General features: G+C 40.4%; 28 protein-coding genes. 11 read left to right on the forward strand and 17 right to left on the reverse strand.

The genetic code is table 11. From position 1 onward, the window contains the following. Positions 1–111: 111 nt before the first annotated feature. Positions 112–681 carry a hypothetical protein gene (locus DYH63_RS02440; RefSeq protein WP_116787282.1) on the reverse strand — a complete coding sequence of 190 codons (570 nt, stop codon included), beginning with the start codon at positions 679–681 and terminating at the stop codon, positions 112–114. A 156-nt stretch (positions 682–837) separates the two neighbouring features. Here DYH63_RS02440 and DYH63_RS02445 point away from each other — a divergent pair, with 156 nt between their 5' ends. Next, positions 838–1,350, forward strand: coding sequence for a DUF4833 domain-containing protein (locus tag DYH63_RS02445; RefSeq protein WP_116787283.1), 513 nt, complete (start codon positions 838–840; stop codon positions 1,348–1,350). Between the two features lie 109 nt (positions 1,351–1,459). Here DYH63_RS02445 and rplT read toward each other — a convergent pair whose 3' ends face one another. The 5 genes from rplT to DYH63_RS02470 all read right to left on the reverse strand — a co-directional run bounded on the left by rplT (position 1,460) and on the right by DYH63_RS02470 (position 6,821). Continuing rightward, the gene (rplT, locus tag DYH63_RS02450; RefSeq protein ID WP_116787284.1) at positions 1,460–1,807 is read right to left on the reverse strand and encodes a 50S ribosomal protein L20; all 348 of its coding nucleotides are present in this window, start codon (positions 1,805–1,807) and stop codon (positions 1,460–1,462) included. 99 nt (positions 1,808–1,906) lie between these two features. After that, entirely contained in the window at positions 1,907–2,104 is a 198-nt protein-coding gene (gene rpmI / locus DYH63_RS02455; RefSeq protein WP_116787285.1) for a 50S ribosomal protein L35, read from the reverse strand. A 137-nt stretch (positions 2,105–2,241) separates the two neighbouring features. After that, positions 2,242–2,799 (reverse strand): translation initiation factor IF-3, encoded by a 558-nt coding sequence (infC, locus tag DYH63_RS02460; protein ID WP_439952037.1) that lies wholly within the window; start codon positions 2,797–2,799, stop codon positions 2,242–2,244. 24 nt (positions 2,800–2,823) lie between these two features. Continuing rightward, entirely contained in the window at positions 2,824–4,770 is a 1,947-nt protein-coding gene (gene thrS, locus DYH63_RS02465; protein WP_116787287.1) for a threonine--tRNA ligase, read from the reverse strand. Between the two features lie 176 nt (positions 4,771–4,946). After that, positions 4,947–6,821 (reverse strand): SIR2 family NAD-dependent protein deacylase, encoded by a 1,875-nt coding sequence (locus DYH63_RS02470; protein ID WP_116787288.1) that lies wholly within the window; start codon positions 6,819–6,821, stop codon positions 4,947–4,949. A gap of 440 nt (positions 6,822–7,261) precedes the next feature. Here DYH63_RS02470 and DYH63_RS02475 point away from each other — a divergent pair, with 440 nt between their 5' ends. The 5 genes from DYH63_RS02475 to DYH63_RS02495 all read left to right on the forward strand — a co-directional run bounded on the left by DYH63_RS02475 (position 7,262) and on the right by DYH63_RS02495 (position 10,364). After that, complete coding sequence (locus DYH63_RS02475) at positions 7,262–7,885, forward strand: hypothetical protein (protein WP_116787289.1); 624 nt, start codon at positions 7,262–7,264, stop codon at positions 7,883–7,885. Positions 7,886–7,919: 34 nt separating this feature from the next. Then, positions 7,920–9,263, forward strand: coding sequence for a 2TM domain-containing protein (locus DYH63_RS02480; RefSeq protein ID WP_116787290.1), 1,344 nt, complete (start codon positions 7,920–7,922; stop codon positions 9,261–9,263). A gap of 124 nt (positions 9,264–9,387) precedes the next feature. Further along, on the forward strand, positions 9,388–9,684 hold the full coding sequence (locus DYH63_RS02485; protein WP_116787291.1) for a 2TM domain-containing protein: 297 nt from the start codon (positions 9,388–9,390) through the stop codon (positions 9,682–9,684). A 4-nt stretch (positions 9,685–9,688) separates the two neighbouring features. Then, positions 9,689–10,003, forward strand: coding sequence for a 2TM domain-containing protein (locus DYH63_RS02490; RefSeq protein WP_116787292.1), 315 nt, complete (start codon positions 9,689–9,691; stop codon positions 10,001–10,003). A gap of 37 nt (positions 10,004–10,040) precedes the next feature. Next, a complete protein-coding gene (locus DYH63_RS02495) occupies positions 10,041–10,364 on the forward strand; it encodes a 2TM domain-containing protein (RefSeq protein WP_116787293.1) in 324 nt (107 codons plus the stop codon). Between the two features lie 59 nt (positions 10,365–10,423). Here the strand turns inward: DYH63_RS02495 and DYH63_RS02500 are convergent, their stop codons facing one another. The 4 genes from DYH63_RS02500 to DYH63_RS02515 form a co-directional block, all read right to left on the reverse strand. Further along, a complete protein-coding gene (locus tag DYH63_RS02500) occupies positions 10,424–11,011 on the reverse strand; it encodes a Crp/Fnr family transcriptional regulator (protein WP_116787294.1) in 588 nt (195 codons plus the stop codon). Positions 11,012–11,236: 225 nt separating this feature from the next. Next, positions 11,237–11,584, reverse strand: coding sequence for a VOC family protein (locus DYH63_RS02505; protein WP_116787295.1), 348 nt, complete (start codon positions 11,582–11,584; stop codon positions 11,237–11,239). Continuing rightward, positions 11,572–12,114, reverse strand: coding sequence for a DUF4199 domain-containing protein (locus DYH63_RS02510; RefSeq protein ID WP_116787296.1), 543 nt, complete (start codon positions 12,112–12,114; stop codon positions 11,572–11,574). The genes DYH63_RS02505 and DYH63_RS02510 overlap by 13 nt, the downstream gene beginning before the upstream one ends. Positions 12,115–12,218: 104 nt before the next feature. After that, positions 12,219–12,704, reverse strand: a complete 486-nt coding sequence (locus tag DYH63_RS02515) for a helix-turn-helix transcriptional regulator (RefSeq protein WP_240409054.1) — start codon at positions 12,702–12,704, stop codon at positions 12,219–12,221. 140 nt (positions 12,705–12,844) lie between these two features. On the opposite strand from DYH63_RS02515, the gene DYH63_RS02520 reads away from it, so the two are divergent. After that, positions 12,845–13,381 (forward strand): hypothetical protein, encoded by a 537-nt coding sequence (locus DYH63_RS02520; protein ID WP_116787298.1) that lies wholly within the window; start codon positions 12,845–12,847, stop codon positions 13,379–13,381. Between the two features lie 52 nt (positions 13,382–13,433). Here the strand turns inward: DYH63_RS02520 and DYH63_RS02525 are convergent, their stop codons facing one another. Together DYH63_RS02525 and DYH63_RS02530 are read right to left on the reverse strand one after the other, a co-directional pair. After that, on the reverse strand, positions 13,434–15,659 hold the full coding sequence (locus tag DYH63_RS02525) for a redoxin family protein (protein ID WP_116787299.1): 2,226 nt from the start codon (positions 15,657–15,659) through the stop codon (positions 13,434–13,436). 9 nt (positions 15,660–15,668) lie between these two features. Continuing rightward, on the reverse strand, positions 15,669–16,580 hold the full coding sequence (locus tag DYH63_RS02530) for an ABC transporter ATP-binding protein (RefSeq protein ID WP_116787300.1): 912 nt from the start codon (positions 16,578–16,580) through the stop codon (positions 15,669–15,671). A gap of 103 nt (positions 16,581–16,683) precedes the next feature. Here DYH63_RS02530 and yaaA point away from each other — a divergent pair, with 103 nt between their 5' ends. Together yaaA and DYH63_RS02540 are read left to right on the forward strand one after the other, a co-directional pair. Then, positions 16,684–17,442 carry a peroxide stress protein YaaA gene (gene yaaA / locus DYH63_RS02535; protein WP_116787301.1) on the forward strand — a complete coding sequence of 253 codons (759 nt, stop codon included), beginning with the start codon at positions 16,684–16,686 and terminating at the stop codon, positions 17,440–17,442. A gap of 4 nt (positions 17,443–17,446) precedes the next feature. After that, entirely contained in the window at positions 17,447–17,911 is a 465-nt protein-coding gene (locus tag DYH63_RS02540; protein ID WP_116787302.1) for a hypothetical protein, read from the forward strand. Between the two features lie 57 nt (positions 17,912–17,968). Here DYH63_RS02540 and DYH63_RS02545 read toward each other — a convergent pair whose 3' ends face one another. The 5 genes from DYH63_RS02545 to DYH63_RS02565 all read right to left on the reverse strand — a co-directional run bounded on the left by DYH63_RS02545 (position 17,969) and on the right by DYH63_RS02565 (position 23,070). Next, positions 17,969–18,262 (reverse strand): DUF3861 domain-containing protein, encoded by a 294-nt coding sequence (locus tag DYH63_RS02545; protein ID WP_116787303.1) that lies wholly within the window; start codon positions 18,260–18,262, stop codon positions 17,969–17,971. A 153-nt stretch (positions 18,263–18,415) separates the two neighbouring features. Next, positions 18,416–20,005: an MDR family MFS transporter gene (locus tag DYH63_RS02550; RefSeq protein WP_116787304.1), complete on the reverse strand. Its 1,590-nt coding sequence runs from the start codon at positions 20,003–20,005 to the stop codon at positions 18,416–18,418. 4 nt (positions 20,006–20,009) lie between these two features. After that, entirely contained in the window at positions 20,010–21,089 is a 1,080-nt protein-coding gene (locus DYH63_RS02555; protein ID WP_116787305.1) for an HlyD family secretion protein, read from the reverse strand. Positions 21,090–21,101: 12 nt separating this feature from the next. Next, entirely contained in the window at positions 21,102–22,457 is a 1,356-nt protein-coding gene (locus tag DYH63_RS02560) for a TolC family protein (RefSeq protein ID WP_116787306.1), read from the reverse strand. Beyond that, positions 22,447–23,070 (reverse strand): TetR family transcriptional regulator, encoded by a 624-nt coding sequence (locus DYH63_RS02565; RefSeq protein WP_116787307.1) that lies wholly within the window; start codon positions 23,068–23,070, stop codon positions 22,447–22,449. Before DYH63_RS02565 ends, DYH63_RS02560 begins: the two co-directional genes overlap by 11 nt. A gap of 386 nt (positions 23,071–23,456) precedes the next feature. On the opposite strand from DYH63_RS02565, the gene epsC reads away from it, so the two are divergent. Together epsC and cysK are read left to right on the forward strand one after the other, a co-directional pair. Continuing rightward, entirely contained in the window at positions 23,457–24,272 is an 816-nt protein-coding gene (gene epsC / locus DYH63_RS02570; RefSeq protein ID WP_116787308.1) for a serine O-acetyltransferase EpsC, read from the forward strand. A gap of 21 nt (positions 24,273–24,293) precedes the next feature. Continuing rightward, positions 24,294–25,202, forward strand: coding sequence for a cysteine synthase A (gene cysK / locus DYH63_RS02575; protein WP_116787309.1), 909 nt, complete (start codon positions 24,294–24,296; stop codon positions 25,200–25,202). The last annotated feature ends 56 nt before the right edge of the window (positions 25,203–25,258 follow it).

A 25,258-nucleotide genomic window follows, 5' to 3' on the forward strand; every position in this document is an offset into this window, starting at 1 on the left:
GAAAGTCGATTTTTACAAATATAACGTTTAAGACCGTTTGAAACTATTTTTTAACACCATACGGGTATAAAAAAATCCCCAACAGGGGATTTGTATTTGTATGAATATACTTTAAACTCCAAGCTGTTTTCGAACCGCTTCATCCAGTACCTTAGCCATCAGTTTCTCGCCGCTTCGGTTTAAAAATTTCCATTTTCCGGCGGTTTGTTCGTTAAGTATAGCTATAAAATCTGCGCGCTTCCGCATCGTAAAAGTATTGAACCTGGGGTTAAAGGTAACCTCTTCTGTTTTCATAGCTTTTTTAAAATTCTGTACCATGGCATTGGCTTCAGCTTCGCCAATGGGTTCGCTAAATGTCATTTTCATCAGCATGTCGTGTTTTACAATGCTGTAATAACCATTAGCAATATGTTTTATTTCGCCAAACTCAAAGTTAGCAGGGGCGTCTACAACATCCATTACATAACCATCGCCCTTAAGCATTGCCTTAAGGCTTTCAAGCATTTTGTCTTTTGGTATAAAATCAAACACCTTTGGGTAAGTATCGGCTATGAGCAGTTCATAGTTGCCATCTACCGTATTTTTATAAAAGCGGGCAGCATCGGTTTCTAATATTTTCTTATCCTGCGCAAGTGAAGAAAAAGCTATGAACAAAGTAAGGGCTAAAAATATTTTTTTCATAACCGTAAAGTTAGCAAATATTATGCCTGCTAGCAATCGCTGTTCAACAGATGTAAGGTTTTACAGCTAATGGAAAAGTTACCATAGTGTTAGTTAAAAGTTTCTTCATTTAAAAACAGTTGGTTATATTTGAGTAAAACCGCTACACCTCTATTTATGAAAAAGAGACTTACAGTATTGCTTATTTTGTTTACAGGCCTTTTGCTTGCACAGCATAATTACCCCACGCCACCCGATGCTAAAACACGTTTGTTTTACATACAGCATAGCAATAACCATAACACTTTTGTGTATGATGCTAACCTTACGGGCAAAAAACTCAATACGGCCGATCCTGTGGCAGTATATCGCTTAACTTATACAAAGGGAGGTATTAAAGAAGAATTAAGCAACGTGCAGCGAAAAATGGCTTATGGTGTAACTGTAGTGAGTACCGAGCCGGGGTCATGCTCTTTTACGCTGGCTGCTTATCCTGCAAAAAAAATTTATGTGCATCTTGAAAAAGATGGCAAACCGGAAGCTACTGTAACTGTAAATGGCAAAAATATACTGCTTAATAAAATGTTTTTACTGGCAAATAAGCTGGGTACTACTGTTGAGTATATTGACTTTTATGGCAAAGATACTGCAACCGGTAAAGAAGTTAAAGAGAGGATGTATATAAAGTAGTTATTGAGCTACTAAGAAGTTTAGCATCTAAACAGCTTAAACAAAAAAAACTCCCGCTAATGCAGGAGTTTTGAGTAAGTAAGATAAATATGTTGATTAGACGTATCGTTTATTTCTTAACCTGGTTTACTATTGCAGTAAACGCTTCAGGGTGGTTAGCAGCAAGGTCAGCAAGAACCTTACGGTTTAGCTCGATACCTGCAGCTTTAACATTACCCATGAATTGAGAGTAGCTCTGGCCATGTAGCCTTGCACCAGCGTTGATACGCATGATCCATAGGGCACGGAAGTTTCTCTTTTTTTGTTTACGGTCACGGTAAGCATAAACCATTGCTTTTTCTACCGCGTTTTTGGCTACTGTCCAAACGTTTTTACGTCTTCCAAAGAAACCTTTGGCTTGCTTAAGAACCCTTTTTCTACGGGCCCTAGATGCAACTGAATTTACTGATCTTGGCATAATCTTTAATTGTTTTTGTAGCAGGCGCCCCAAATTATTAACGGGAACTTAAAAGCCATACTCCAGGGTTATTTTAAATTGTTTTAACCGAACGGCAATTTAGCGTAGGCCTAATTGCTGTTGAACGCTTTTCTCATCTGTCTTGTGAACTAGAGTAGCGTGTGTAAGAGCTAACTTACGTTTTTTAGACTTTTTAGTCAGGATGTGACTTTTGAAAGCGTGCTTTCTTTTGATCTTTCCTGAACCAGTTACCTTGAATCTCTTCTTAGCGCTGGATTTAGTTTTCATTTTAGGCATTTTCTTCCTGTATTATAATTTATCTTACTTACTTTATTATAAAGTTATAATGTTTTAAAGTTGAAAGTTATAACGTTAACAGGCTACACATAAGTGCCAACATTTAAACTTTATGACTTTCAACTTTAAAACTAAACTTATACCTTTTTCTTTTTAGGTGCGATGAACATAATCATCCTTTTACCTTCAAGAACCGGCATTGCCTCAACTTTACCCCACTCTTCAAGATCGGTAGCAAGTTTAAGCAGCAATATCTGCCCTTGTTCTTTATAGATGATACTACGGCCTTTAAAGAAAACGAATGCCTTTAACTTAGAGCCTTCTTTAAGGAACTTTTCAGCGTTCTTGCGCTTAAAGTCATAATCGTGCTCATCGGTTTGCGGGCCGAAGCGTATTTCTTTAACGACTATTTGTGTAGCCTTGGCCTTAAGCATCTTGTCGCGCTTTTTTTGCTCGTACAAAAATTTCTTATAGTCCATGATCTTACACACAGGCGGCTCAGCATTTGGAGAGATCTCCACAAGATCAAGCTCCTGCTGTTCTGCCCACTGCATGGCCTGAGATGTTTTATAAACACCCGGCTCAATGTTCTCGCCCACAAGTCTTACCTCGGGTACGCGAATGTAGTTATTGATCCTGTGCGGATCTTTTTTTTCTACGCGGGGTTGTGGCCCCCTGTTGTTTCTTATAGCTATGGCTCTAAAATTTTAAGTTTATACTTAGAATGGTTTCAATGTTTTGTCTATCTCTTGTTGCACAAGTGCGGCAAAAGCCTCAACGGTCATAGTTTGGTTCGACTTGCCTGAGTCGCCGTGACGGCGTACAGATATCGTTCCGTTTTTCTCTTCTTCCTCACCTACGATAAGCATAAACGGAAGCTTTTGTACTTCTGCTTCGCGTATTTTCTTGCCAATCGTTTCGTTTCGGTTGTCGATTTGGGCGCGAATTTCGTGATTTTCCAGCAATTGCAAAACTTTTTTAGCATAATTTTCATATTTCTCGCTCAAAGACAATATGATAGCCTGCTCCGGCATTAGCCAAAGCGGGAAGTTTCCGGCTGTATTTTCAAGTAATATCGCTATAAAGCGCTCCATAGAGCCAAACGGCGCACGGTGAATCATTACCGGCCTGTGCAGCTCATTATCAGCACCTTTATATGTCAAATCAAAGCGCTCAGGCAGGTTGTAGTCTACCTGTATGGTTCCTAACTGCCACTGGCGACCCAGGGCATCCTTAACCATAAAGTCCAGCTTAGGGCCATAAAAGGCCGCCTCGCCATATTCTACTACAGTGTTAAGGTTCTTATCCCTTGCAGCGTTAATAATCGCATTCTCTGCTTTCTCCCAGTTTTCGTCAGAGCCAATGTACTTTTCACGGTTTTCCTGGTCGCGAAGCGATATCTGCGCGCTAAAGTTTTCAAAACCAAGCGAACCGAATACATATAGTACAAGGTCGATTACTTTTTTAAACTCTTCGTCAAGCTGATCTGGCGTACAGAAAATGTGCGCATCATCCTGGGTAAACCCACGAACGCGTGTTAACCCGTGTAGCTCGCCACTTTGCTCGTAACGGTATACAGTGCCAAATTCAGCATAACGCTTCGGCAGGTCTTTGTAAGACCATGGCCTGGTATTGTATATTTCGCAGTGGTGCGGGCAGTTCATTGGCTTCAGCAAAAATTCCTCACCCTCGTTAGGTGTGTGTATCGGCTGGAAGCTATCTGCGCCATACTTAGCGTAGTGACCCGATGTAACGTATAATTCTTTTTGCCCTATGTGTGGTGTAACCACCTGCTCATATCCGGCTTTCTTTTGTGCTTTTTTCAAAAACTGTTCCAAACGGTCGCGCAGGGCAGCACCTTTTGGTAACCATAGCGGTAATCCCTGACCCACTTTTTGTGAGAAGGCAAACAGTTCAAGCTCTTTACCCAGTTTACGGTGGTCGCGGCGCTTGGCCTCTTCCAGTAGCTCCAGGTACTCGGTAAGGTCTTTCTGTTTAGGGAAAGAAATACCGTATACGCGGGTAAGCTGCTTGTTCTTTTCGTCGCCGCGCCAGTAAGCACCGGCTACGCTCATAATTTTAAAGGCCTTTATAATGCCGGTGTTAGGTATGTGCCCACCGCGGCAAAGGTCAGTAAACGTTGCGTGGTCGCAAAAGGTAATGGTACCGTCTTCAAGATTTTCGATAAGCTCGGTCTTGTACGGGTTTTCTTCTGCTTTATAAAATTCAAGCGCCTCGGCTTTAGTAGCAGAACGCATGGTAAATTCAAATTTTCCACGGGCTATTTCAAGCACGCGGTCTTCTATAGCTTTAAAATCTTTATCGGTAATGCTCTGGCCATTAAAGTCTACATCGTAGTAAAAACCGTTATCAATGGCAGGGCCAATGGTAAGCTTAATGCCCGGGTACAGTTCCTGTAGAGCCTGTGCCATAACGTGTGAAGTAGAGTGCCAAAAGGCTTTTTTGCCGTCTTTATCGTTAAACGTATACAGTATAAGAGAACCGTCGGTGGTTAGTGGGGTTTTCGTTTCAACTGTGGTACCATTAAAAGATGCAGAAATCACGTTTCTTGCAAGTCCTTCACTAATGCTCATGGCAACATCCAGGGGAGTAACCCCGGCGTCGAAATTTTTTACCGAACCGTCCGGCAGTGTAATATGTATCATTAATTTAAAAATTTATAGTGTGCAAAGATAGCTTTTTTTAGGTTGGGTTGGTGCGTTAATTTGATGATTTGGTTATTTGTTTTTTCCTGCGAAAAAATGGTGTTTTCTTTGGGGAAAAGGGAACGCGGATTGTGGGTATGAGTGGGTCTGGTGGTGCAAATGTTTCACATATATTATTAGTTAGGTTCTTTTAGCCTTATTTTATATTTTTTGACTTTGCTCTTGATTATGACCAAGCTATTCCTGTTTTCTATAACTTCTGCTAAATTTGATATATAGGGTTCAAGTATTTCAATCTCATGTTTGCCAATTTCCACATCTATATTGCAGATATTTAATGTTTCTGAATTAATATAGTCTATTATTAATGGTGTAGCTTTATTGTCATCATTTATATTAATAAGTTCTTGAATTGCTTTTTCCGATTTAGTAATTCTACATTTTACTTCAATATCTTCCTCGTAGAGAAGCTCTCCATATTTAATCACTTCTCCTATGCAATTTATGTGATCAACAAATTCATCTGTAATATTGTCAATTGAAAACTCGGGGAAATTTAAATGATGGTGATGTTCAATTATCTTAAGATTTTCAAAATATCTTAATATTGAAGAAGAATGTAAATGAAAAGGTTCAAAAAAAGATAAACTTTTCGTAAAGGAATTTCCACCGTGAAAGCGAACTGTTACATCTTGACCTGAAGTGATTCCGCTTAAAGTTTTAAAGAATTGAATACCATCTCTTAGAGTATATTTCTCATTTAATCTATACGAAACTTTAATTTTCATTTCAGGCTCAGTACTATCGGGTTTTGGGTTAGCATCTAAGAGTAATAAACCTGCATTTAAGAGTAACCTCATTTCAATCTTGTGTTGTGAGCTATAGACTTCTACATCTTGACTAAATATTTCATATCCATTAGTAAAAGATAAATCAATTTTTAATATAGATGTAGGCTTACTTTTTAGTTTTAATCGTCCACTATCATTGTCAAGAATTTTAATTCCGGATTCACTAGTTACACGAAATTTTGATAGATTATCTTCATTAATTTCAACTGTGCCAAATTCCTTGCCTGAAAAAAAATTCTCTAAATTTTTGTTCTCATTTAAGGAAAAATCAATGTTATATTTTAAAGTACCATTCTTACCTGAAATTGATTTTAAAGCATAAGATGATTCACTACTCTCAATATTTACTTTTAGGTTGTTTGATGTGGTAAAACTTCTAAACGTGTCGGGTGTAACTATTTGATTTTTAAAATCTTGAAATATGTTTTCTTTGATGTTACTAATTAATTCAATAATGAATTCTTTTCCAGTCAAATTTATATAGTGAATTCCTTTTTGTATTAACCAATTTATCTTACTTTGTGGAAGGTTAGGGGCTATAAAAAAAGCCTCCTTACGATTTAATGATAATCCTTCTGCGATTTTATCAAACACGACCTGTATATTGCTATCCTCTAAATTATACCCTAGGAATAAAATATTTTTACTAGCGATGCATGCCTTAACTGATGTCCATAAAATATTATTTTCTAGATTACTTTTGAAAAACTTATTGTAATCATCTTTTGTTATTATAATACTATCGGGGTCTGATAGGTCACCATGAATTTTATAAATATGTACTTTATTTTTGTCTAAATAAGGTATGTGTTTAGAATGAAAAATTTTTTCAGATCTTCCATGATATGCATTTTCAAACAAAGAATCGTAGTTGGTTGTGACTATAGTTTTAAAATGAGGTATTGATGCAATTTGTTCATGTAAAAAAGTCGTGAGAGGAGTATAATCCTTGAAGGTTTTATTTAGAATATTTATTAAACTATTTCTGCTACTTAATTTTAATCTACAATATTCTTCAGTCAAATCAGTTAGTGGAAGATTTTCATTAATATCAGTTTTCTCAGATTGACTTAAATCGTTTAAAATAATATTCTTTAATTCTGTTCCGGATGGGTATCCCGCATACAATGAAAGACCTGCGCCAGCCCATAAAATTACATCTTCACTTCTAATATGTTTAAATAAATTTTCTTTAGGCATATCTTAATTTTTAACTAAGATATCATAACAATTGAATAGTTGAAAAAAGAGTTATTAACATTAATTGTCGAATAATCACTTTAATCGAAATATCCCATGATCCCGCCACCCACTTCATGCTCATACGCTACATCATATTTTACCACGAAAAAACTCCCGCTAAATGAAGAATAAAAACAACCCCTTCAATTACAAAATCAAAACTCCTCCAATACACTCTTAACCCTATTGACATACCCACCACCAAACGCCCACACATTAAACAGAAGCGGGTAGAGCTGGGCACACTTGTTGTGCCGTGCTCTACAGGGCCAGTTTCGCTCTCTGTACCACAACTCGTCCCCTTAATTCTACAGTTCGGTAATACTCTTTTTAAAAGGAGAAGTTTTGTGTGCACCTTTGCTTTATCAAAATACAACAACCTTTTAAAACCTGAAATTATGATACGCATTATTACCACCATCTTTCTATTTGTATGCAGCCTTGTAAGCGCACAGTCGCAGTACGAAACCGGCATGAAAAAAGCCTTTACACTTTGGGGTGAAGATAAGCCTGCAGAAGCATCGGCTATGTTTGAGCGTATTGCCGCTGTAGAAAAAGACAACTGGCTACCTCAATATTATGTAGCACTTGTAAATACTACCGAAGCCTTTAAAATAAAAGACCGCGAAAAAATAGCTGCATTGCTTACCAAAGCCCAAACGGCGCAGGATAACGCCGTTGCCATTGCCGCAGATAATGCCGAGCTACTGGTTATGCAGGCTACCATATACACCGCCTGGGTGGTTTTTGACCCGATGACCTATGGTATGAAATACAGCAAGAAGATTAACGAACTATATACTAAAGCGCAACTGCTCGACTCTAAAAATCCACGTGCTGTGTTTGGCAAGGCAGAGTATGCACTGGGCTCTGCGAAGTACTTTGGTAATGACACAAAACCAATTTGTGCCGAGGTAGAACGTTCTGTAACACTTTTTGCTAACTTTAAGCCAGAAACGCCATTTGGTCCGGACTGGGGTAAAGAGCGTGCCGAACAGACACTTAAAGACTGTGGTAAGTAGGCAGAAAGGCAAAAGCCATAAGTAAGAATAACGGATGAATAGTATAGTAAAAGAGTTTTTAAAGGCGCTGGGCCTGGGCATTATCATATTTGTGGTGTTGCTGCTTATTAATGTTGTTAATGGCTATAATGTAGTGCTGGACTATAGTTTGTTCTTACAGCTCTTTTACATCGTGATTTATACGCTTGCCCTGCATATGGCTAATGCCGGGGTGGTTTTGCTTACCGACCGTATTTTAGGAGGCCGCCGCATAGGTATAAAGCGTTTACTAATTGGCTTTGTAGCATCGTTTGTAGTGTCGGTGCTTATCATCTTTTTACTGCGAATGTTTGAAGATGTAGTGATGGAGGGCAAAACCATATCGCAGTATTTTGCCGAGGAGCGCATTTCAAATTTTTATGTTGCCATTGCCATTACGCTGGTCATTACGCTTTCGCTGCACATCTTCTACTTCTACAAGAACTATCAGGAGAACCGTGTAAAGCAGCAAAAGATTATAGCGGGTACGGCTTCGGCAAAGTTCGAAACGCTGAAAAACCAGATAGATCCGCATTTTTTGTTCAACAGCCTTAATGTACTGAGTTCGCTTATTGAAGAAAACCCTGAAAATGCACAACGCTTTACTACATCGCTCAGCAAAGTGTACCGTTATGTACTGGAACAAAAAGACAAGGAGCTGATAAGTGTTGCAGAGGAGCTGGCTTTCGCCAAAACGTACATGAACCTCTTAAAGATGCGCTTTGAAAACAGCGTGTTTTATGAAGTGCAGGAAAACCTTACCAATCATGATGCCATGGTGGTGCCTTTATCGCTACAACTGCTGCTTGAAAATACCGTAAAGCACAATGTTGTAAGCCAGCAAAAGCCATTGCGCATAAGGATATTTGAACAGAACGGTTATTTAGTAGTGCAAAACGATTACCAAAAGAAAGAGGTACTACAGGATCGCCGTGGCGTTGGGCTGCAAAACATCATCAGCCGATATGCAATTGTTACTGCCCGAAAGGTGCAGATAGAACAGGACGAAAAACATTTTACCGTAAAATTACCAATGCTTACCAAACAAGTTACCATCATGGAACCCGTATATACCGAAAACGAAACCCGTTATTATAAAGCACAGAAAAAAGTGGAAGAGATTAAAGGCTTTTATGGTAATCTCTTGTCTTATATAGTTGTTATCATTGGCCTTGCCATACTTAACTTTATGACAAGCCCCGGGCACTGGTGGTTTTTATACCCTGCGCTGGGTTGGGGCTTAGGGGTGGTGGCACACGGTATGAGCGTGTTTAATTATATGCCCTTTTTAGGCTCAGGTTGGGAAGACCGAAAGATAAAAGAGTTTATGGAACGGGAAAAAAACAACAGGTGGAAGTAATTTATTAAGATTAGTATTTCAGTCCTGGTGTTCAGTGTAGATAGCGATTTTGTCATCCTGAGCGCAGCGGAGTCGAAGGATCTCGCACTTCCGACTCTAAATAAATTAATAAAGCATCGTCATTATGGAAAATTATAACGAACAGGATGCCTATAAAAGGGCACGCAAAAAAGTAAGGGAGATAAAAGGGTTTTACATTAACGTGGTGTGTTACTGCACCATAATCCCGATACTGATATATGTTAACCTGACATTTGTGCCGGAGTTTCACTGGTTTTGGTTCTCAGCACTGGGTTGGGGTACAGGGTTAATGTTTCACGGTTTTAGCGCTTTTGGAATAGTTCCGGGTTTTAGTAAGGACTGGGAAGAGCGCAAGCTACGCGAGTTTATGGAAAAGGAAAACAATATCTATAAAAAGTAACACAATGAAGACGAATGATAATCAGACAGAAAAAGTGAATGCGGCCTATAAAAAGGTAGAAGACCTCCGAAGCATTTATCTGCACATTCTTACCTATATTACCGTTAATGCCGCTATATTCCTTGGGTCGCTAAACGGGTTTGGATTGCCGGATACATTTTGGAAAACTTCGTTATTTGTTACGGGTGTGTTTGGCGCCATGGGGGTAATAGGGCAATGGGCTTACCTGATAGGCTACAGGCTTATATTCCCGGAGAAGAAAGAGCAGGAGCTCATAGAAAAGTTTATAAAGGAAGATAAAAAGAATACAGGAGTTTAATCATTAATCAAATCACTACAAGTTAAAAATAAACGTCATGGAAAATTCATTTAACGACAACATGAAACTCGAAAGGGCACGTAAAAAAGTAAAATCTATTAAAGGCTTTTACAAGCACCTTACCGTATATATCATTATTAACGTGGCATTGCTCGTTGTAAAAGCAGTAGAACTGGAGCCGGGCGAACCGTTTTTCCACTGGGGTACATTTAGCACTGCATTCTTTTGGGGATTAGGGCTACTGTTTCACGGCTTTGGTGTTTTTGGTACCGACCTTTTCTTAGGTACAGGCTGGGAAGAACGTAAGATAAAAGAATATATGGATAAAAATCCTGATGGGCAGCAAACCAAGTGGGAGTAAAATCCTGATTTTAACCACAAGGTTCAAAAAGCTTTGTGGTTAAAAATAGTAAAGCAGGTTTAGATCTTCGCCAGTTTTGCCCTTGTTTTGCTTAGAAACTCGGCAGAAATGCCCAGGTAAGATGCAATGTAGTGCTGCGCTACACGCTGTGGCAGGGTAGGGTACTGCTCTAAAAACTCTACATACTTATCTAATGCCGTTTTGCTTATGGTATTTATAAGCCTGTTTTGGGTAACCCATAGGTGGCGCTGCATCAGTATCCTGAAAGCTCTTTCAAAGCGTGGCGCACGTCGAAAAAGTTCTTCTTTGCTCTCGGGATTAAACATCAGGAATTCGCAGTCTTCTAAAGTTTCTACATATAACTTGCTGGGTGCCTGTTCAAAAACGCTGAAAGAGATGTCTCCAATCCAGCCGTCTTCAATGGCAAACTGTAATATAACTTCAAAACCGTTTGGGTCGATGTAGTATTTACGCACACAGCCTTTTACTACAAAAGCTTCAAAATTACACATATCGCCTTCGTGTAGCATGATGGTCTTTTTAGGCACAGTCTTAAATTCCATTAGCGAATTCAGGATTTCAAGTTCTTCATCGGTAAAGTCTACATAGCGGCTAATGCTCTTGTTTATCTGTGCGTAAGGATTCATGCTAAAAAAGTTTACTGTAAAAATAAGGATTTAAATTTAACCACAAGGTTCACAAAGAATCACACTAGGGTCACAAAGCTGTATTCGTTTTTTGCTAACCATAAAAGGACACAAAGCTATGCATACAGCTTTGTGTCCTTTATAAGCATTTTTAGTAAATTGTTTAATTACTTAGCTTTGTGTTCCTCGTGCAGACCTGGTGTTCTTCGTAGTAAAAACGATAATTTATTCTGCAACAGGCTCCCAAAGCTCTATCTTATTGCCATCCAGGTCGTATATCCAGGCAAACTTACCATAAGATTCTTCCATACGGTTATCATCAACGCGCACGCCATCTGCTTTAAGCTTATCTACAAGTTCATCAATGCCCTCCACCCTAAAGTTCATCATAAACTGCTGGGTATCGCTGCCAAAATAGGTTGTGTCTTCCTTAAACGGGGCAAAAACCGTTGGCCCGGCTTCCTGTTGCCATGCCATGCCGTTAATACCCAGATGCTGCTCATACCATGCAGCCAGCGCCTTGTTATCTTTAGAGCGGAAAAACAATCCGCCAAATCCTGTTACTCTTGCCATGTTATATTTTTTTGTTTACGTTTTAAAATTAGTGCACTAATAAGCGATATAACAATACCCAACGGTAAAATTTCGGTGTAGGTTATAGCGGCATTAAAAAATGGATTTTTATAAAGTTCCGCAAAGCCTTTCATTTCTGCGGCGGTTGCCTGTATTTCAGTTGCGCTTTTACCATCTTTAGCCATCTGGCTGAGCATGGCTTTGCTATACTGCTCCATAAAATCAGGGCTAAAATAGGTAGAATAAATAAGCCATATTACTACATATACTGTAGCTGTTATAAGTGCGATAAGCAGCCCGGCCTTAAATGCCTTGCCAAAGCTGATAACACCATCATTTTGATTATCGCGGTAGTTTTTAATGGCGACAAATATTAGCGAAAAAGCCAGCAGCATTGCCGCATAGCCGGCCACCATGCTCATGGTACCATGGGCGTTGCCGTTATACAGTTCCATAAAGAAGAAACCCGATATACTTATAACGCCACCTATGAGGCCGTGGAGGATAATACTTTTTGTAAGTGTCTTCATGTTTTTAGTTTAAGATTATTTGGGCAAAACTGGGGCTTTTATACCACATCATGGTCATACTAAAGTATGATTTTTTAGTACTACTACTTTAGTATGGCAGGTTCTTATTTTATGATAGCCAGTTGTTTGGCTTTTTCTATTGCCTGGGTGCGCCGTTTTACCTCAAGCTTTTCAAATATTTTAGATGAATGTGTCTTGACTGTATTGAGCGATACAAAAAGTGTATCGGCAATCTCGGCATTGCTCAGGCCTTTACCCATAAGAGCCAAAACTTCGGTTTCGCGTTTGCTGAGGTTGTGGGTAAAAGCCGTAGTAAGGTCAGGATGCTGATCAGTGGTAATAAAAACTTGTTTTTCTATGATCACTGTTTCCTTTTTGGGCTTAGTTAATTTTAAGGCGAGCCAGATGCCAAGCGCTGTAAACAGTATTGCAATAAATGCGGTATAGATTTCCTGCGCATTGCTTATAATGAGGTAACGGTATTCCAGTATCCGCATAAGGAATAAAAGTGCAGCTAGGCAAATGCCATAAAGCACAACAGATTTATATTTTACAGCTGCCTTAAACATTACGGTTTTGTATTTGGGCAAATATAAAGTTTTTATTTTCGGCGAGATATTTTTCGAAAATTTGAACTGTGCTCTTTACAGATATAAATATTTTTGAATACATCAATAGATATCTGTACTTATATGTATGTTTGTTATACCAATCAACAATTTCCTGAGCTATGAAAGCAAATTTCTTTTTATCAATTTTGTTTCTTCCTGTTGTTATAATTTCTTTTATTAGCGGGAAGCAAGTAAATACTGATTCTAATAAAAGCCGTCAGAAAAATGTTTTTGCTGTAATTAAAAATAATTCTTTTGTTTTTAAGGCCGATACTTTAGATTACAAAACGAAAGTCAGAAAGGCTTTATTCCCAAAAGAGAAATGGAGTTTCAACAAAATTTCGATAATTAAACAACTGACACTTGGCGACAAGAAAGAGTTTTATTATATTTTACTGACCACAAAAGATGGTAAAATCAAAGTAGGTAAATGGTTAAATAAGAATGGAGAAACTTTATCTGTCAATGATGAAATTGCAGATGGAGACTTATTTGAGCAGTCTTATTTATCATGTGTAGGAGACGGAAGCTGTTATCCGCAGGTTTACCAAGAAGGAAGCCAAAAAATGTGGGGTTGTTCAGAAGATATAAAGTGCTATATTGATGGTAAACAAGATGTCAACTGTCAGTCTTATAAATCTATTCTGGGTTATTAATAGTTAGGCTACCTTTTGGGGTAGCCTAATTTTATTATTGTCTTGAAGAAGTTTACAGCTCTTTCATCCCGAGCTCTTTCCTTATAATATCTTCAAAGGTTTTTTCGCCAGGGCGAGGCATTTTTGCATTTATCAGCTTGCCGTCTTTTCCTATCAGGATAAAGCGCGGAATAAACTCAACGTCATAAGCCGTACTAAAAAACTCATTATTATCTATATGTACCTGTAGTACGCTTTTGCTTTTTAGCTTGGCATCCATATACCAGTCCTCAATTTTTCTGTCGGTGCTCAGCGCTACAAACTGTATACCTTCCTTTTTATACTTAAGGGCAATCTTTTCAAACTTAGGCGATTCTTCCCTGCACGGGCCACACCATGTAGCCCATACATCTATGGCTATAAGCTTGCCTTTATACTGCTCAAGAGAAAAAGGCTTGTTGTCTATAGTAGTACCCGCAATGGCCGGAGCCTCTTTGCCCTTGGCTATACCATCCAGCGTTTTGTTTATACCTGCTACAATATTACTATACTTAGTATCTTTAAAGGTATAGGCATAATACTTCATAAGGTTGGCACGCTCCTCAATAGTGTTGGCTTCGCGCAGGCTGCTTTTTAATTGCCAGAAAAGAAGTTTGTCCTTAAATGTACCCGGTTTCATTGCGGCAATAGCGCGTAGTATCTTAGTACCTTCGTCAATATCGGCCTCGTTGTTTTCAATAAGTCGCGAGGTTACATAGTTAAAATACCCCTCGTTACTAAGCAACGCATCGTCATGCAACGACACCGACTTTATCATGCCCGCAATCTCAGGTGTTGGTTTTGTAGGCTGGCCGGGATATACTGCCTTACGCATTTTTACCAGGTCGTACCAGTAGTTAAGATAAGTAAGGGTAATTATTTTTTTAGTGTAAGAAACAAAATCGGTACGGGGCACATAGTTATCAGCCGTCCTGAATTTGTCGGTAGCGTTCATGGCGTCATCCCATTCTTTATAGATTTGCCTGGTGTAAAAGCTTACATTATCAAGGTCCTGTTTTTGCTCAAGCATATAGGCTACATAAGCAAAGTTATTTTCATTGCCCTGTTTATACTGGTTTTCTGCCAGACGTGTACCGGTAATTTTACCATCAACAGAGTTGCCATATTTTTTAATATCTAAATATATACTGTCGTTTTTACCAAAATAAAAATCGCTGTTAACGCCATTTTCAAAAGTAAACTTATACCTGTCTAACGGAATGTCCTTTTTTATTTCATACTGAAAACGATTGTCAATTACTGGTATGGCAGCCACGGTATCCTGAATAAAATTATCAAGGATATACAGTATTTTTACTTTCTCCTTACTTTCCAGTTTACCGGCTATAACCGTGCGGTTGTGTGCTTCATACATATTTGGTTTAAAAATGTACCATGAAAGCAATGCGGTTAAAGCCAGTACACCCACTAACGAGGCCGCCCTTACGGCAGTGCCTGCAAAAGCCGCTTTTAAACCTTTGTGGCGGTACCAGTTAAAACCTGTGTAAATGGTAGCAGTCGTAAGTATAAGTGCGGCAACTTCGCTATAAATAAGCCAGTAGCCCAGTTCGCTGCCGTTTTTATACTCAGATACCTTACCTAATATTGCCAAAGGGTACCATCCCGGGGTAACGTTAAATATTTTAAGGAACAGGTAGCCCAGCAGCAAAAAGAACCCAATAAGCATGCTCCATACAAAGCTCGGCATAAGTACTGATATAAGGTACTGTAGTGCGGTAAAGAAAAGCCCTGCCACAAACAGGCGCAGTACAATGTTAAACACAGGCCCGGCCTCAAACCCAAAAGTGGCTGCTTTTGGCACTTCAATTACGGCCATCATCAGGCCGCCGGCAAGGTAGCTTGCTGCAACCAGTGTAAGTATAGAAATAAGGTTGGTTATAAGCAGCACCGTAAATTTAGACGAATAAATAGCCCATTTATTTACCGGCTGCGTTTCCATAAGCTGCCAGCCGCCATTTTTGTGGTCTAATTGTGTTATACGGCTTACCGAAATAATTATGAGTAGCGGGAAAAAGAACTCAGCATAGCCGCCTAACATTTCATGTATTATATCGGTAAAATAATTATAGGGTATGCTGCCCTTGCTTTTAGATGCGGTATCGTCGCCCAGGTTCTCGATAATCATTATAAGGGCATATAAAATAGGCATAAAAGCGCCTATTATTGCGGCAACCCAGTACATACCGGTGCCCTTCTTTTTTATGTGTTCTGCCTTAAGGGCGGTAATATAGTTGTTCATGAGGTTGGTTTATTTTTGGTTGATTAGTGTCATAAACCATTCTTCAAGGCCGTTTAACACTTTAATTTCATAAATATCGGCTCCGTTGTTTACCAGGCTTTTTGTAAATGCCGGTATGGCTTCGCGCCCGGGCAGTTCAAGTACTACCTGGCTTGCGCTTTCTAAAATCGCAGTAGGGTAATCCTGTTGCAGTTTTTGTTGCCATTGGGCGGCATCGCGCAGGCCTACCTGTACTTTGCACGTGCCAGACTGTTTGCCAAGCTCTTCTATAGTACCCTCAAAACGCAGCTTACCGTTACTAATAATGCCCACGTGGGTACACATACGTTCTATTTCTGCCAAAAGATGGCTCGATACAAATATGGTAACGCCCTTTTCTTTATTAAGCTTAACAAGCAATTGGCGGATGTCGCGCATCCCGTTAGGGTCAAGGCCATTTACAGGTTCATCCAGTAGCAACAGCTGCGGATCACTAAGTAACGCCATAGCTATGGCAAGGCGCTGCTTCATACCCAGAGAGTATTGTTTTGCTTTGCGCTTAGCGTCGCGGGTAAGGTCTACAAGTTCTAATGCTTCAGGAATTCTAATTTCCGGCAGGTTGCGCAGTTTAGCAATGTAGCGCAGGTTGTCATACCCGCTAAGGTGCAGGTACAGGGCCGGGCTTTCTACTAATGATCCAATGCTGTTAAACACTTCCGGTAGCTGGCCATGTAAGGGCTTGCCAAAAACTTTTATCGATTTTTCCTGCTCGGGCAGTATCCCGGTCAGCAGCCTCATGGTAGTAGATTTACCTGCCCCGTTAGGGCCTAAAAAACCGTAGATAGCCCCTTTTGGGATGTTGAGAGATACATTTTCTAAAACTTTCCGGTATTTGGAATACTGAAAGTTGAGTCCTTCAGTCTGGATGATATACTCTGGCATAGTATGATTTGATTGGTTTATCTGATGCTAAGATAACAAAATAGCATCAGGATTATTGTAGATATGTATACTACTGACTAACTTTGTTACACAAACATTGTATATGAAAATTGTAATTTCTCCGGCCAAGTCGCTGGATTTTGAAACTAAACTACCGGTGCGCAAACACACAGAGCCCATTTTTTTAAAAGAAGCCGAGGTTGTGCATGCTGCCGTAAAAGATAAAACCCCAGCCGAACTAAGCAGCCTTATGCATATTAGCGATAACCTGGCACAGCTTAACTGGGAGCGTAACCAGGAGTGGAGCACACCGTTTACGACAAAGAATGCACGTCCTGCTGTTTACGCTTTTAACGGCGATGTATATACCGGCCTTGATGCTTATACGATACCTGCTGCCAAAATAAATAAGCTACAGGATTCGCTGCGGATACTATCTGGCTTATATGGTTTGCTAAAACCGCTGGACCTTATGCAGCCCTACCGTCTTGAAATGGGTACACACCTGCCTGTGGGCGATAACAAAAACCTGTACGAGTTTTGGAAGCAAACCGTTACCGCTGCACTTAACAATGAGCTGGAGGATAACGAACTTTTTGTAAACCTTGCCAGCCAGGAATATTTTGGTGCGGTAGATGAGAAGACTTTAAAAGTACCGGTCATTACCCCGGAGTTTAAAGACTACAAAGATGGTAAACTGCGCATGGTAAGCTTCTTTGCCAAAAAAGCGAGGGGCATGATGGTGCGCTACATTATAGATCATAATGTAAAAACGCTTAAAGGGCTTAAGGGTTTTAACTATGACGGCTATGCTTTTGACGCGCAATTGAGCAAAGGAAATACACTGGTGTTTACGAGGTAGCTGTATGGACTATAAGCTGAAATTTGTTATTGATGATTATGACCCTTGGATATTGCACAGCAAAAAGCGTGTAAATATCAATAGGAGAAATAGGGAAGAGGTAATGAAAGGCTATACAGATATGGTATATAGTTGGAGAATATCCAGGTATTTGTCTGAAGATACCATTGATATATTTGGGCATGGACAAGGCCCTTCGCAAACCACGGGAGAACTTGATGTGGATAGTGTGATGCAGGAACTGAATACCGATTATTGTTTTGATTTTGATTATGAGCCTGCCGAAAATGATATTCTGTCTGCTGTGTTTCATTATCGTAATCCGGCTATAACGGGCATGGCAAGGCCTTATTTCTTTTCCGGAAAAATCCTTTTACGCTACAATGGCAAGGAATGGGAGAGAGGCTGGCGTTTCAGGGAAATTTATGAAGAAATACATCGTGGTATTCTCCACGTTAGTCCAAAATAAAAAAAGCCCGTAAAAATGAAAACTTCCATTTTTACGGGCTTCTGTGTAAACTGACTACTAATTACTGCTCTTCAGCTTTTTCATAAAATCTTTAAAAGCGGGAAGAAACTCTTCAAATAATGCGTTGTCTTTATTGCGCAGCATTACTTCGCTAAACATTTTAAGCCCAATGGCAAATTCGGTACTCTGCCCCATATCGCCAAAATGGTCACGGTCCTGTAATTTATCTATAACGTCAAACAGGTTGTCGTGGTTGTCAAACACAACTTCAACACGGCGGTGCAGGTCAGCATCGCTTGGGCTGTAGGTATGTTCGAGGGTTACTGTGTAATGATTGTATTTTTTATTCATGTAATAAGGTGATGTTAAAAGAAAACCTGCCGGATGTGTGTGCACGGCAGGTTTTCAGGGATATATATAGAGAGATAGTTTTTGTTTGTTGCCGGTTGTCGGTTTATAGTTGTTGGAAGCTTCTGGCAACCATCAACTGACAACCATTAACCCTTAGTGCATCGCGTCTGCCATATTTATTTTCTCTTTACCCTCTTTTACAAGCAGGATAAAAGGAATACAAATAAGAAACAAGATGCCCAGGTATAAAAATATGTCCATGTAAGATAATACAGTTGCCTGTTTCAGTACACCGCCTTCTAAGGCTGCATACGCCTTACTCAATGCTTCGCTGGACGAAAATCCTTTAGCCATAAAACCCTGCTGTAGCTGATGTACCCTTTGTTGCACGGCATAGTCAGTTACCTGTTCATGACTTACAAGGTTTACACGGTGCGATTGCGTAAAACGTGTAATGAACGTACTGATAAGTGCAATACCAAACGAACCGCCCAGTTGTCGCATCATCCCGGTAAAGGCAGCGCCTTCGCCAATGCTCTTGCCCTTAAGGGTAGAAAGTGCCATGGTGGTAATAGGTACAAAGAGTAATCCAAGGCCCATACCGCGCAATATCAATGGCCAGAACATATGTTCGGCGCCGGTATCTGGCGTCATAATGCTGTACATCCAGAAGGTAAAACCAAAGAATATTGAGAACCCTGTGGCTACCATATACGTTTTCTTTACGCCTTTTTGTATCATTTGCCCTATAAACGGCATCATAAAGGCGGTCATCAATGAACTTGGTATTAGTAGCATACCGGCATCAAGAGCCGTCCAGCCTAATATCGATTGGGTATAGATAGGGATTACAAAAGTAGACCCGTATAGACCGAAGCCCAGGATAAAACACATTATCGTACCTATACGCAGGTTGCTGTCGTTGAGAACCTTAAGATTAACAATAGGATGCTCATATACGCTTTCGCGCCAAATGAATGCCAGTAGCCCAAAAACAGTTAGTACACTCAGGCCTACAATAAGCGGGTCTTCAAACCAGTCGTCCTGCTGGCCGTGTTCCAGTACAAACTGGAGTGAGCCAATAAAAGCGATAAGGAATATAATACCCCACCAGTCTACCTTGTCTGCACTTAGTTTTTCGCCATATTTAGGGCTCTTTACATAGATCAAGGTAAGTACGGTAGCTATAATGCCCAGTGGTACATTGATGTAAAAAATAAGCGGCCATGAGTAGTTGTCTACCAGGTAACCACCCAATGGCGGACCAAGTGTAGGGCCCACAATTACACCCATACCATAAATAGCCTGTGCTATACCACGTTTTTCTGCGGGGTAACTTTCAGTAATAATGGTTTGTGCCGTTACCAGCAGCGCACCACCACCCATACCCTGTATGAACCTGAAGGTTACAAGTTCCCAAATGTTGTCTGCATTACCACAGGCAAAAGAGGCTACAGTGAATATGATAATAGATGCGGCAAAATAATTTCGGCGGCCAAACTGCTGCGATAGCCAGCTCGTCATGGGTATTACAATTACGTTTGCAATGGCATAGGCTGTAATTACCCAGGCCACATCGGTAAGGGTAGCACCAAGGCTTCCCCTCATTTCATTAAGTGCAACGTTTACAATGGTAGTATCTACAATTTCTAGCAGGGCACAAAGTACCGCTGTTATTGTAATAATAACCCGCCTAAAGCCGTATTCTACCAAGTCGTCGCTTACGGTTGCTGCTCCTGCCATAATATTATTTTAAGTGTACGTCTACCTCTACGTTCATACCCGGGCGCAGTAGTTGTACTTTTTCTTTGTCGTTGTTGTTCGTAAGGGATATTTTTACAGGAAGCCTTTGTATTGTTTTTACAAAGTTACCGGTAGCATTATCCGGAGGCAATAAAGAGAAACGTGCGCCGGTAGCAGGAGAGAAAGACGTAAGTTCGCCTTCAAACTCTACACCAGGATAAGCATCAGCCTCGATGGTTACTTTTTGGCCTGCTTTCATTTTTGTGATCTGCGTTTCTTTAAAGTTAGCTACAACCCATGCAGCCTCGTTGTTGATTATGTAGAACAATGCCTGGCCCGGTTGTACCAGCTGGCCCGGCTGAATATCTATAGTAGAAACCTGTCCGTCTACAGCAGCAGTTACTACAGTATAGCTAAGGTTAAGCTCGGCAGCCCTAAGGGTAGCTTTAGCTTTTTCAATGTTAGCTTCTGCTACTTTAGTTTGCGATGCAGATACATTGCTGCGGCTTATGCTGGCATTACGCTGGCTTTTGCTTGCGGCTTCTGCCTGTTGTAAAACCCTTAGGTTAGCATCAGCCTCCTGTTTGGTGGCCTGTGCCTGCTCAAACTGTTGTTTTGTAATGCTTTTATTATTGTAAAGGTTCTGGTAACGCTCAAAGTCGTTATTAGCCCTCCATACGCGCACCTTTGCAGCTTCAATGTTACCACGTGATGACGCAATGTTAGCATCGCTTACAGATACGTTTGCTGCAGCACCGCCTATATCGGCCTTAGCGGCCTCATAGCTGCTCTCTGCTGCCACAACAGCTGCTTTTGCTTCCTCTACCCTTACCACATAGTCTTTATCGTCTATAACAAAAAGCGTATCGCCTTTTTTAACGATGTCGTTATCTTTTACATTCACTTTTGTAATGTAGCCGGTAACACGTGGAATTATAGGGTTCATGTTTTTTTCTACCTGGGCATCATCCGTAGTTTCGTGGGCAAGGGAGTGCAGGTACTTATAGGTTCCGTAACCGCCCCCTACAACTACAAGGGCAACAAGTATGATTATAAACTTTTTATTTGTTTTCTTCTTTTCCATGATTAGAAAAAATTATTTGTTTTGAGTAAGATTAAATGAATTGGTCAATTTTCCTGAAGCATTCAGCAGGTCATAAAAACGCTGGGTAATGTCTGCCTTGCTAAAGGTTTGGTCTAACCTTGTTTGTAGCTGCTGCACATCGGCCTCAAGCAGGTCGTTAGTATCTACAAGGCCGTTATCGTACTTGTCTTTTACTATGCGGTAGTTTTCTTCTGCCTGCGTTACGGCCTCGGTATATACCTTGTTTTGTTTAATGGCCAGGTTATAGCTTTCAAGCGCATCCTTTACCTGCACTTTTACCTGCTCTGTAGCAAGGTCCAGCTGCTGGTGTGTTTCGTTCCTGCGGCTTTCCGCAGCTTTAACTTTCTTGCTGTTCTTAAATATACCGGCAAGGTCATACGATACGCCTATGCCTACATTGGCCGCGTTATATACCTCTACAAAATTTGGTACGTTAAGGTACACATATCCGGCAGAAAGTGACAGGGCAGGGTAGTAGTCTGCCTTAGCTATCTTAATGCTGCTTTCGGCTGCCTTCTCTGCAAACCTTAAAGCTTCAAGGTCATTGCGTTGTGCTACGGCTTCACCTTCTGTAATGGCAGGCTGTGCATTTTGGTTATTTTTAAAGTATGCGTCGTTTACCGCTATCTGCGTGCCTTCAGGCAGGTGCAGCAGGGTAGCCAGCTGATAGTTTATGGTAACTACATTCTTTTTAGCATTTTCAAGGCTAAGCTGAATGTTGCTTGCCTGAAGTTGCGACTTCAATAAGTCGTTACGGGCAAGGAGGCCATTTTGCTCCATAGCGGTAAAATCTTTTACCCTCTGGTTAGCACTCTTAAGGTTTTCCTCAATAAGCGATACAGACTGTTGTGCTTTATACAGGTTAGTATACAGCGCAATTGTTTGTAAGGCTACCTGCTCTTTAGTATTGGCAGCATTAAAGGTTTCAGCCTTATAAGCATTTTCGCTTGCTGCAATACTGTTTCTTATCTTACCTCCGGCAAATAACGGTACGCTTGCGTTGGCAAGGCCAAACATGGCGCTGTTTACTTTTGGTGTAGATGAGGCTGTGCTGCCGGAATCTCCTCCGGATGTGTCGCCACTACTGGTACTCTTGAGGTTGATGGTAGGGTCTGTAACTCGCAAATACTGTCCTGAAAGCTTAAATGATGGGTAAGCTTCGTTCTTGGTATTGGCCAGTTCCAGTTTAGAGGTTTCTACCCTGGTGTCTGCCAGGCTGGCCTCGGTACTTTGTGTAACCGCCATGTTTACGGCTTCATCCAGCGAAAGCTGTTTCTTTTCCTGGGCATGCAGTGCCGCGCCAGAGAAAAGCAGAAGCCCTATAGGCAGGATCTGATTAATTTTCATGTGCTAAAAGCGCTTTAATTGTTTGTTTAATATGATGTGTTAATTCATTCTCTACATAGCTTTCAAACTTTTCATCGGTATCCAGGTTCATCGTTTTTTCAAAATAAAACCTGTTTGTATGAAAGTGTGTAAGCGTTCCCAGTATGGTGGTAGGGATAAGGGTAATGTTAATGTTCTTTCTAAAAATTCCCTTGTCCTGTCCGTCTTCAATAATCTTGTTAAAGATCTCTGAGTTTTGTGCTTTGATCTCCATAAAAGAGTCCATGTTCAGGATCCTCTTTTTTGTTGAAAGTTCAAAGTGCATGATCTGGTACATGCATTTATTTTTATTGATGCGCGATATGTAAAGATCAATAAGGCGGTCTACTTTTTCGGTAGGGGAGAGGTCTTCTCTTGATATGTTTTCAAGCTGCATCTTCATGCCCGATGTGCGATAGATGATGAGCGTTTCAAGTAGCTTTTCTTTCGACCCGAAATAGTAAGATATCATCGCGATATTCACATTGGCTTCCTTTGCAATGTTGCGTATGGAAGCACCATCAAAACCATCCTCTGCAAACAGCTTCTCTGCCACGTGCAGGATCTCGATTTGCTTATCATTAAAATCAGTCATTGCGATGCTGTTTAAATTCGGGTACAAAGTTAAACACTTGTTTAAATTAAACGTTTGTTTAAAGGTTGAGTTAACAGTTTATTAACAGAAAACGGTTGCGAAATCTATCATAGATATTTTCTATATTAAATGTTTATTATTCTGTATTCCAAATATATGTTTTAAGTTATATGAAGTTACTATTTATATAAATACAAAAACGAATAGCAACATTAAAAATTTTAATATTGTGTTTTTTGATGAATGCATTTCGTCATTTTTATGCTGTTTTAGCTCAAATATTAATCTACTGATATGGTAGAGTATGTGAATTTTTTCCTTAATTTTGTTAGGCCTGATAGCAATTCCTCCCCTTTGCAGGGTAACAAATAGCTTCTTTTTTAATAATGAAACATCCTATATATACCGCCAACTACCTGAAATCCGGAGTCTTGCCCGATAAGCATGTTGTAGAGCAATGGATAGAAGGCCTCTTTGAATGGCTCTTTTGCATTGGCCCGCAGTTTGCAGACTATGCGTACTTTCTGGATCAGGAAGAGCGGCTTACTGCTACCCTGAAACAACTACTTTTATTAGCCGATATTGAAGAAAATAATGTAGGCTATTATATCTCAGAGTTAAATGATAAGGCTATTTTAATTCATGAGGAACTTGAAGATGACCTCAAAGCCATTTTCAGGTTCGATCCTGCGGCTAAATCACGTTCTGAAGTACTGGTTTCCTACCCCGGTTTCTTTGCTATTTCTGTATATCGCATAGCGCATGAACTGTGGCAAATGAAGGTACCTTTACTACCCCGTATGCTGAGCGAATATGTGCATGGAAAAACGGGAATTGACATCCATCCGGGAGCACAAATAGGGCAGCGTTTTTTTATAGATCACGGTACAGGAATTGTTGTTGGCGAGACCTCGATAATAGGCAACGATGTGAAAATTTACCAGGGTGTAACGCTCGGTGCTTTGAGTGTAAGTAAGGCCGAAGCCGACAAAAAAAGGCACCCCACCATAGGCAGTGATGTAACCATTTATGCCAACGCAACCATACTGGGCGGCGACACTTTTATAGGCCACGGAAGTGTGATTGGGGGCAACGTATGGATAACGCATTCTATACCCGATAACTCTCTTGTATACCATAAAAGCGAGGTAAGTATACGCACTAAAGAGGTGTTTCCTGAGCCGCTAAATTTTGTAATTTAATAATCCAATTGAAATAAAAATATGAAAGCAGAAAGCATTTTACAAACTATAGGCAACACGCCGCACGTAAAACTGAACAAGTTATTCCCTAACCAAAATGTATGGGTAAAGCTGGAACGCACCAACCCCGGCAACAGCATTAAAGACCGTATTGCACTCGCCATGATAGAGGATGCGGAGGCAAAAGGCCTGCTGAATAAAGACAGCGTTATAATAGAACCCACATCGGGCAATACAGGTATTGGCCTGGCGCTGGTAGCTGCCGTAAAAAGGTACCGGATTATACTGGTAATGCCGGAAAGTATGAGTGTGGAACGTCGCAAACTGATGTCTATATATGGTGCGGAATTTGAACTTACGCCCCGCGAAAAGGGTATGAAAGGTGCTATTGAAAAAGCTGCCGAACTTACTGCTGCCACACCCAATGCGTGGTCGCCAAGCCAGTTTGATAATAGGGCAAACGTGGAGATCCATAAAAAAACTACCGCACAGGAAATCATTGCCGACTTTCCTGAAGGTGTCGACTACCTTATTACCGGCGTAGGTACAGGAGGGCATATAACGGGCGTAGGTGAGGTTTTAAAAGAAAAATGGCCCAGCCTTAAGGTTTATGCTGTAGAGCCGGAATTATCGCCTGTATTGAGTGGTGGTGCTCCGGGGCCGCACCCTATTCAGGGTATAGGCGCAGGTTTTGTGCCCTCTATTTACAACAGTAGTGTAATTGATGGCGTAATACAAGTTAGTAAAGACGAAGCTTTTGACTATGCACAACGAGCAGCAAAAGAAGAAGGTATACTGGGAGGAATATCGAGTGGTGCATCATTAGCAGCCGTAAATAAAAAGCTGGCAGAAATACCCGAAGGTGCTACCATTCTTACTTTTAACTACGATACAGGCGAAAGGTATCTTTCTGTAGAAGGACTTTTTTAAAAGGGTTTCAAAGTTACAGAATTTCAGAGTTTCAAAACCCTCTAGGGTATTTAGGG

The organism is Flavobacterium psychrotrophum (genome assembly GCF_003403075.1).
GTDB lineage: Bacteria > Bacteroidota > Bacteroidia > Flavobacteriales > Flavobacteriaceae > Flavobacterium > Flavobacterium psychrotrophum.

Coding starts and splice junctions, on each gene's coding strand:
- DYH63_RS02440 (WP_116787282.1), bottom strand. CDS start 681: ATGAAAAAAATATTTTTAGCCCTTACTTTGTTCATAGCTTTTTCTTCA.
- DYH63_RS02445 (WP_116787283.1), top strand. CDS start 838: ATGAAAAAGAGACTTACAGTATTGCTTATTTTGTTTACAGGCCTTTTG.
- rplT (WP_116787284.1), bottom strand. CDS start 1,807: ATGCCAAGATCAGTAAATTCAGTTGCATCTAGGGCCCGTAGAAAAAGG.
- rpmI (WP_116787285.1), bottom strand. CDS start 2,104: ATGCCTAAAATGAAAACTAAATCCAGCGCTAAGAAGAGATTCAAGGTA.
- thrS (WP_116787287.1), bottom strand. CDS start 4,770: ATGATACATATTACACTGCCGGACGGTTCGGTAAAAAATTTCGACGCC.
- DYH63_RS02470 (WP_116787288.1), bottom strand. CDS start 6,821: ATGCCTAAAGAAAATTTATTTAAACATATTAGAAGTGAAGATGTAATT.
- DYH63_RS02475 (WP_116787289.1), top strand. CDS start 7,262: ATGATACGCATTATTACCACCATCTTTCTATTTGTATGCAGCCTTGTA.
- DYH63_RS02480 (WP_116787290.1), top strand. CDS start 7,920: ATGAATAGTATAGTAAAAGAGTTTTTAAAGGCGCTGGGCCTGGGCATT.
- DYH63_RS02485 (WP_116787291.1), top strand. CDS start 9,388: ATGGAAAATTATAACGAACAGGATGCCTATAAAAGGGCACGCAAAAAA.
- DYH63_RS02490 (WP_116787292.1), top strand. CDS start 9,689: ATGAAGACGAATGATAATCAGACAGAAAAAGTGAATGCGGCCTATAAA.
- DYH63_RS02495 (WP_116787293.1), top strand. CDS start 10,041: ATGGAAAATTCATTTAACGACAACATGAAACTCGAAAGGGCACGTAAA.
- DYH63_RS02500 (WP_116787294.1), bottom strand. CDS start 11,011: ATGAATCCTTACGCACAGATAAACAAGAGCATTAGCCGCTATGTAGAC.
- DYH63_RS02505 (WP_116787295.1), bottom strand. CDS start 11,584: ATGGCAAGAGTAACAGGATTTGGCGGATTGTTTTTCCGCTCTAAAGAT.
- DYH63_RS02510 (WP_116787296.1), bottom strand. CDS start 12,114: ATGAAGACACTTACAAAAAGTATTATCCTCCACGGCCTCATAGGTGGC.
- DYH63_RS02520 (WP_116787298.1), top strand. CDS start 12,845: ATGAAAGCAAATTTCTTTTTATCAATTTTGTTTCTTCCTGTTGTTATA.
- DYH63_RS02525 (WP_116787299.1), bottom strand. CDS start 15,659: ATGAACAACTATATTACCGCCCTTAAGGCAGAACACATAAAAAAGAAG.
- DYH63_RS02530 (WP_116787300.1), bottom strand. CDS start 16,580: ATGCCAGAGTATATCATCCAGACTGAAGGACTCAACTTTCAGTATTCC.
- yaaA (WP_116787301.1), top strand. CDS start 16,684: ATGAAAATTGTAATTTCTCCGGCCAAGTCGCTGGATTTTGAAACTAAA.
- DYH63_RS02540 (WP_116787302.1), top strand. CDS start 17,447: ATGGACTATAAGCTGAAATTTGTTATTGATGATTATGACCCTTGGATA.
- DYH63_RS02545 (WP_116787303.1), bottom strand. CDS start 18,262: ATGAATAAAAAATACAATCATTACACAGTAACCCTCGAACATACCTAC.
- DYH63_RS02550 (WP_116787304.1), bottom strand. CDS start 20,005: ATGGCAGGAGCAGCAACCGTAAGCGACGACTTGGTAGAATACGGCTTT.
- DYH63_RS02555 (WP_116787305.1), bottom strand. CDS start 21,089: ATGGAAAAGAAGAAAACAAATAAAAAGTTTATAATCATACTTGTTGCC.
- DYH63_RS02560 (WP_116787306.1), bottom strand. CDS start 22,457: ATGAAAATTAATCAGATCCTGCCTATAGGGCTTCTGCTTTTCTCTGGC.
- DYH63_RS02565 (WP_116787307.1), bottom strand. CDS start 23,070: ATGACTGATTTTAATGATAAGCAAATCGAGATCCTGCACGTGGCAGAG.
- epsC (WP_116787308.1), top strand. CDS start 23,457: ATGAAACATCCTATATATACCGCCAACTACCTGAAATCCGGAGTCTTG.
- cysK (WP_116787309.1), top strand. CDS start 24,294: ATGAAAGCAGAAAGCATTTTACAAACTATAGGCAACACGCCGCACGTA.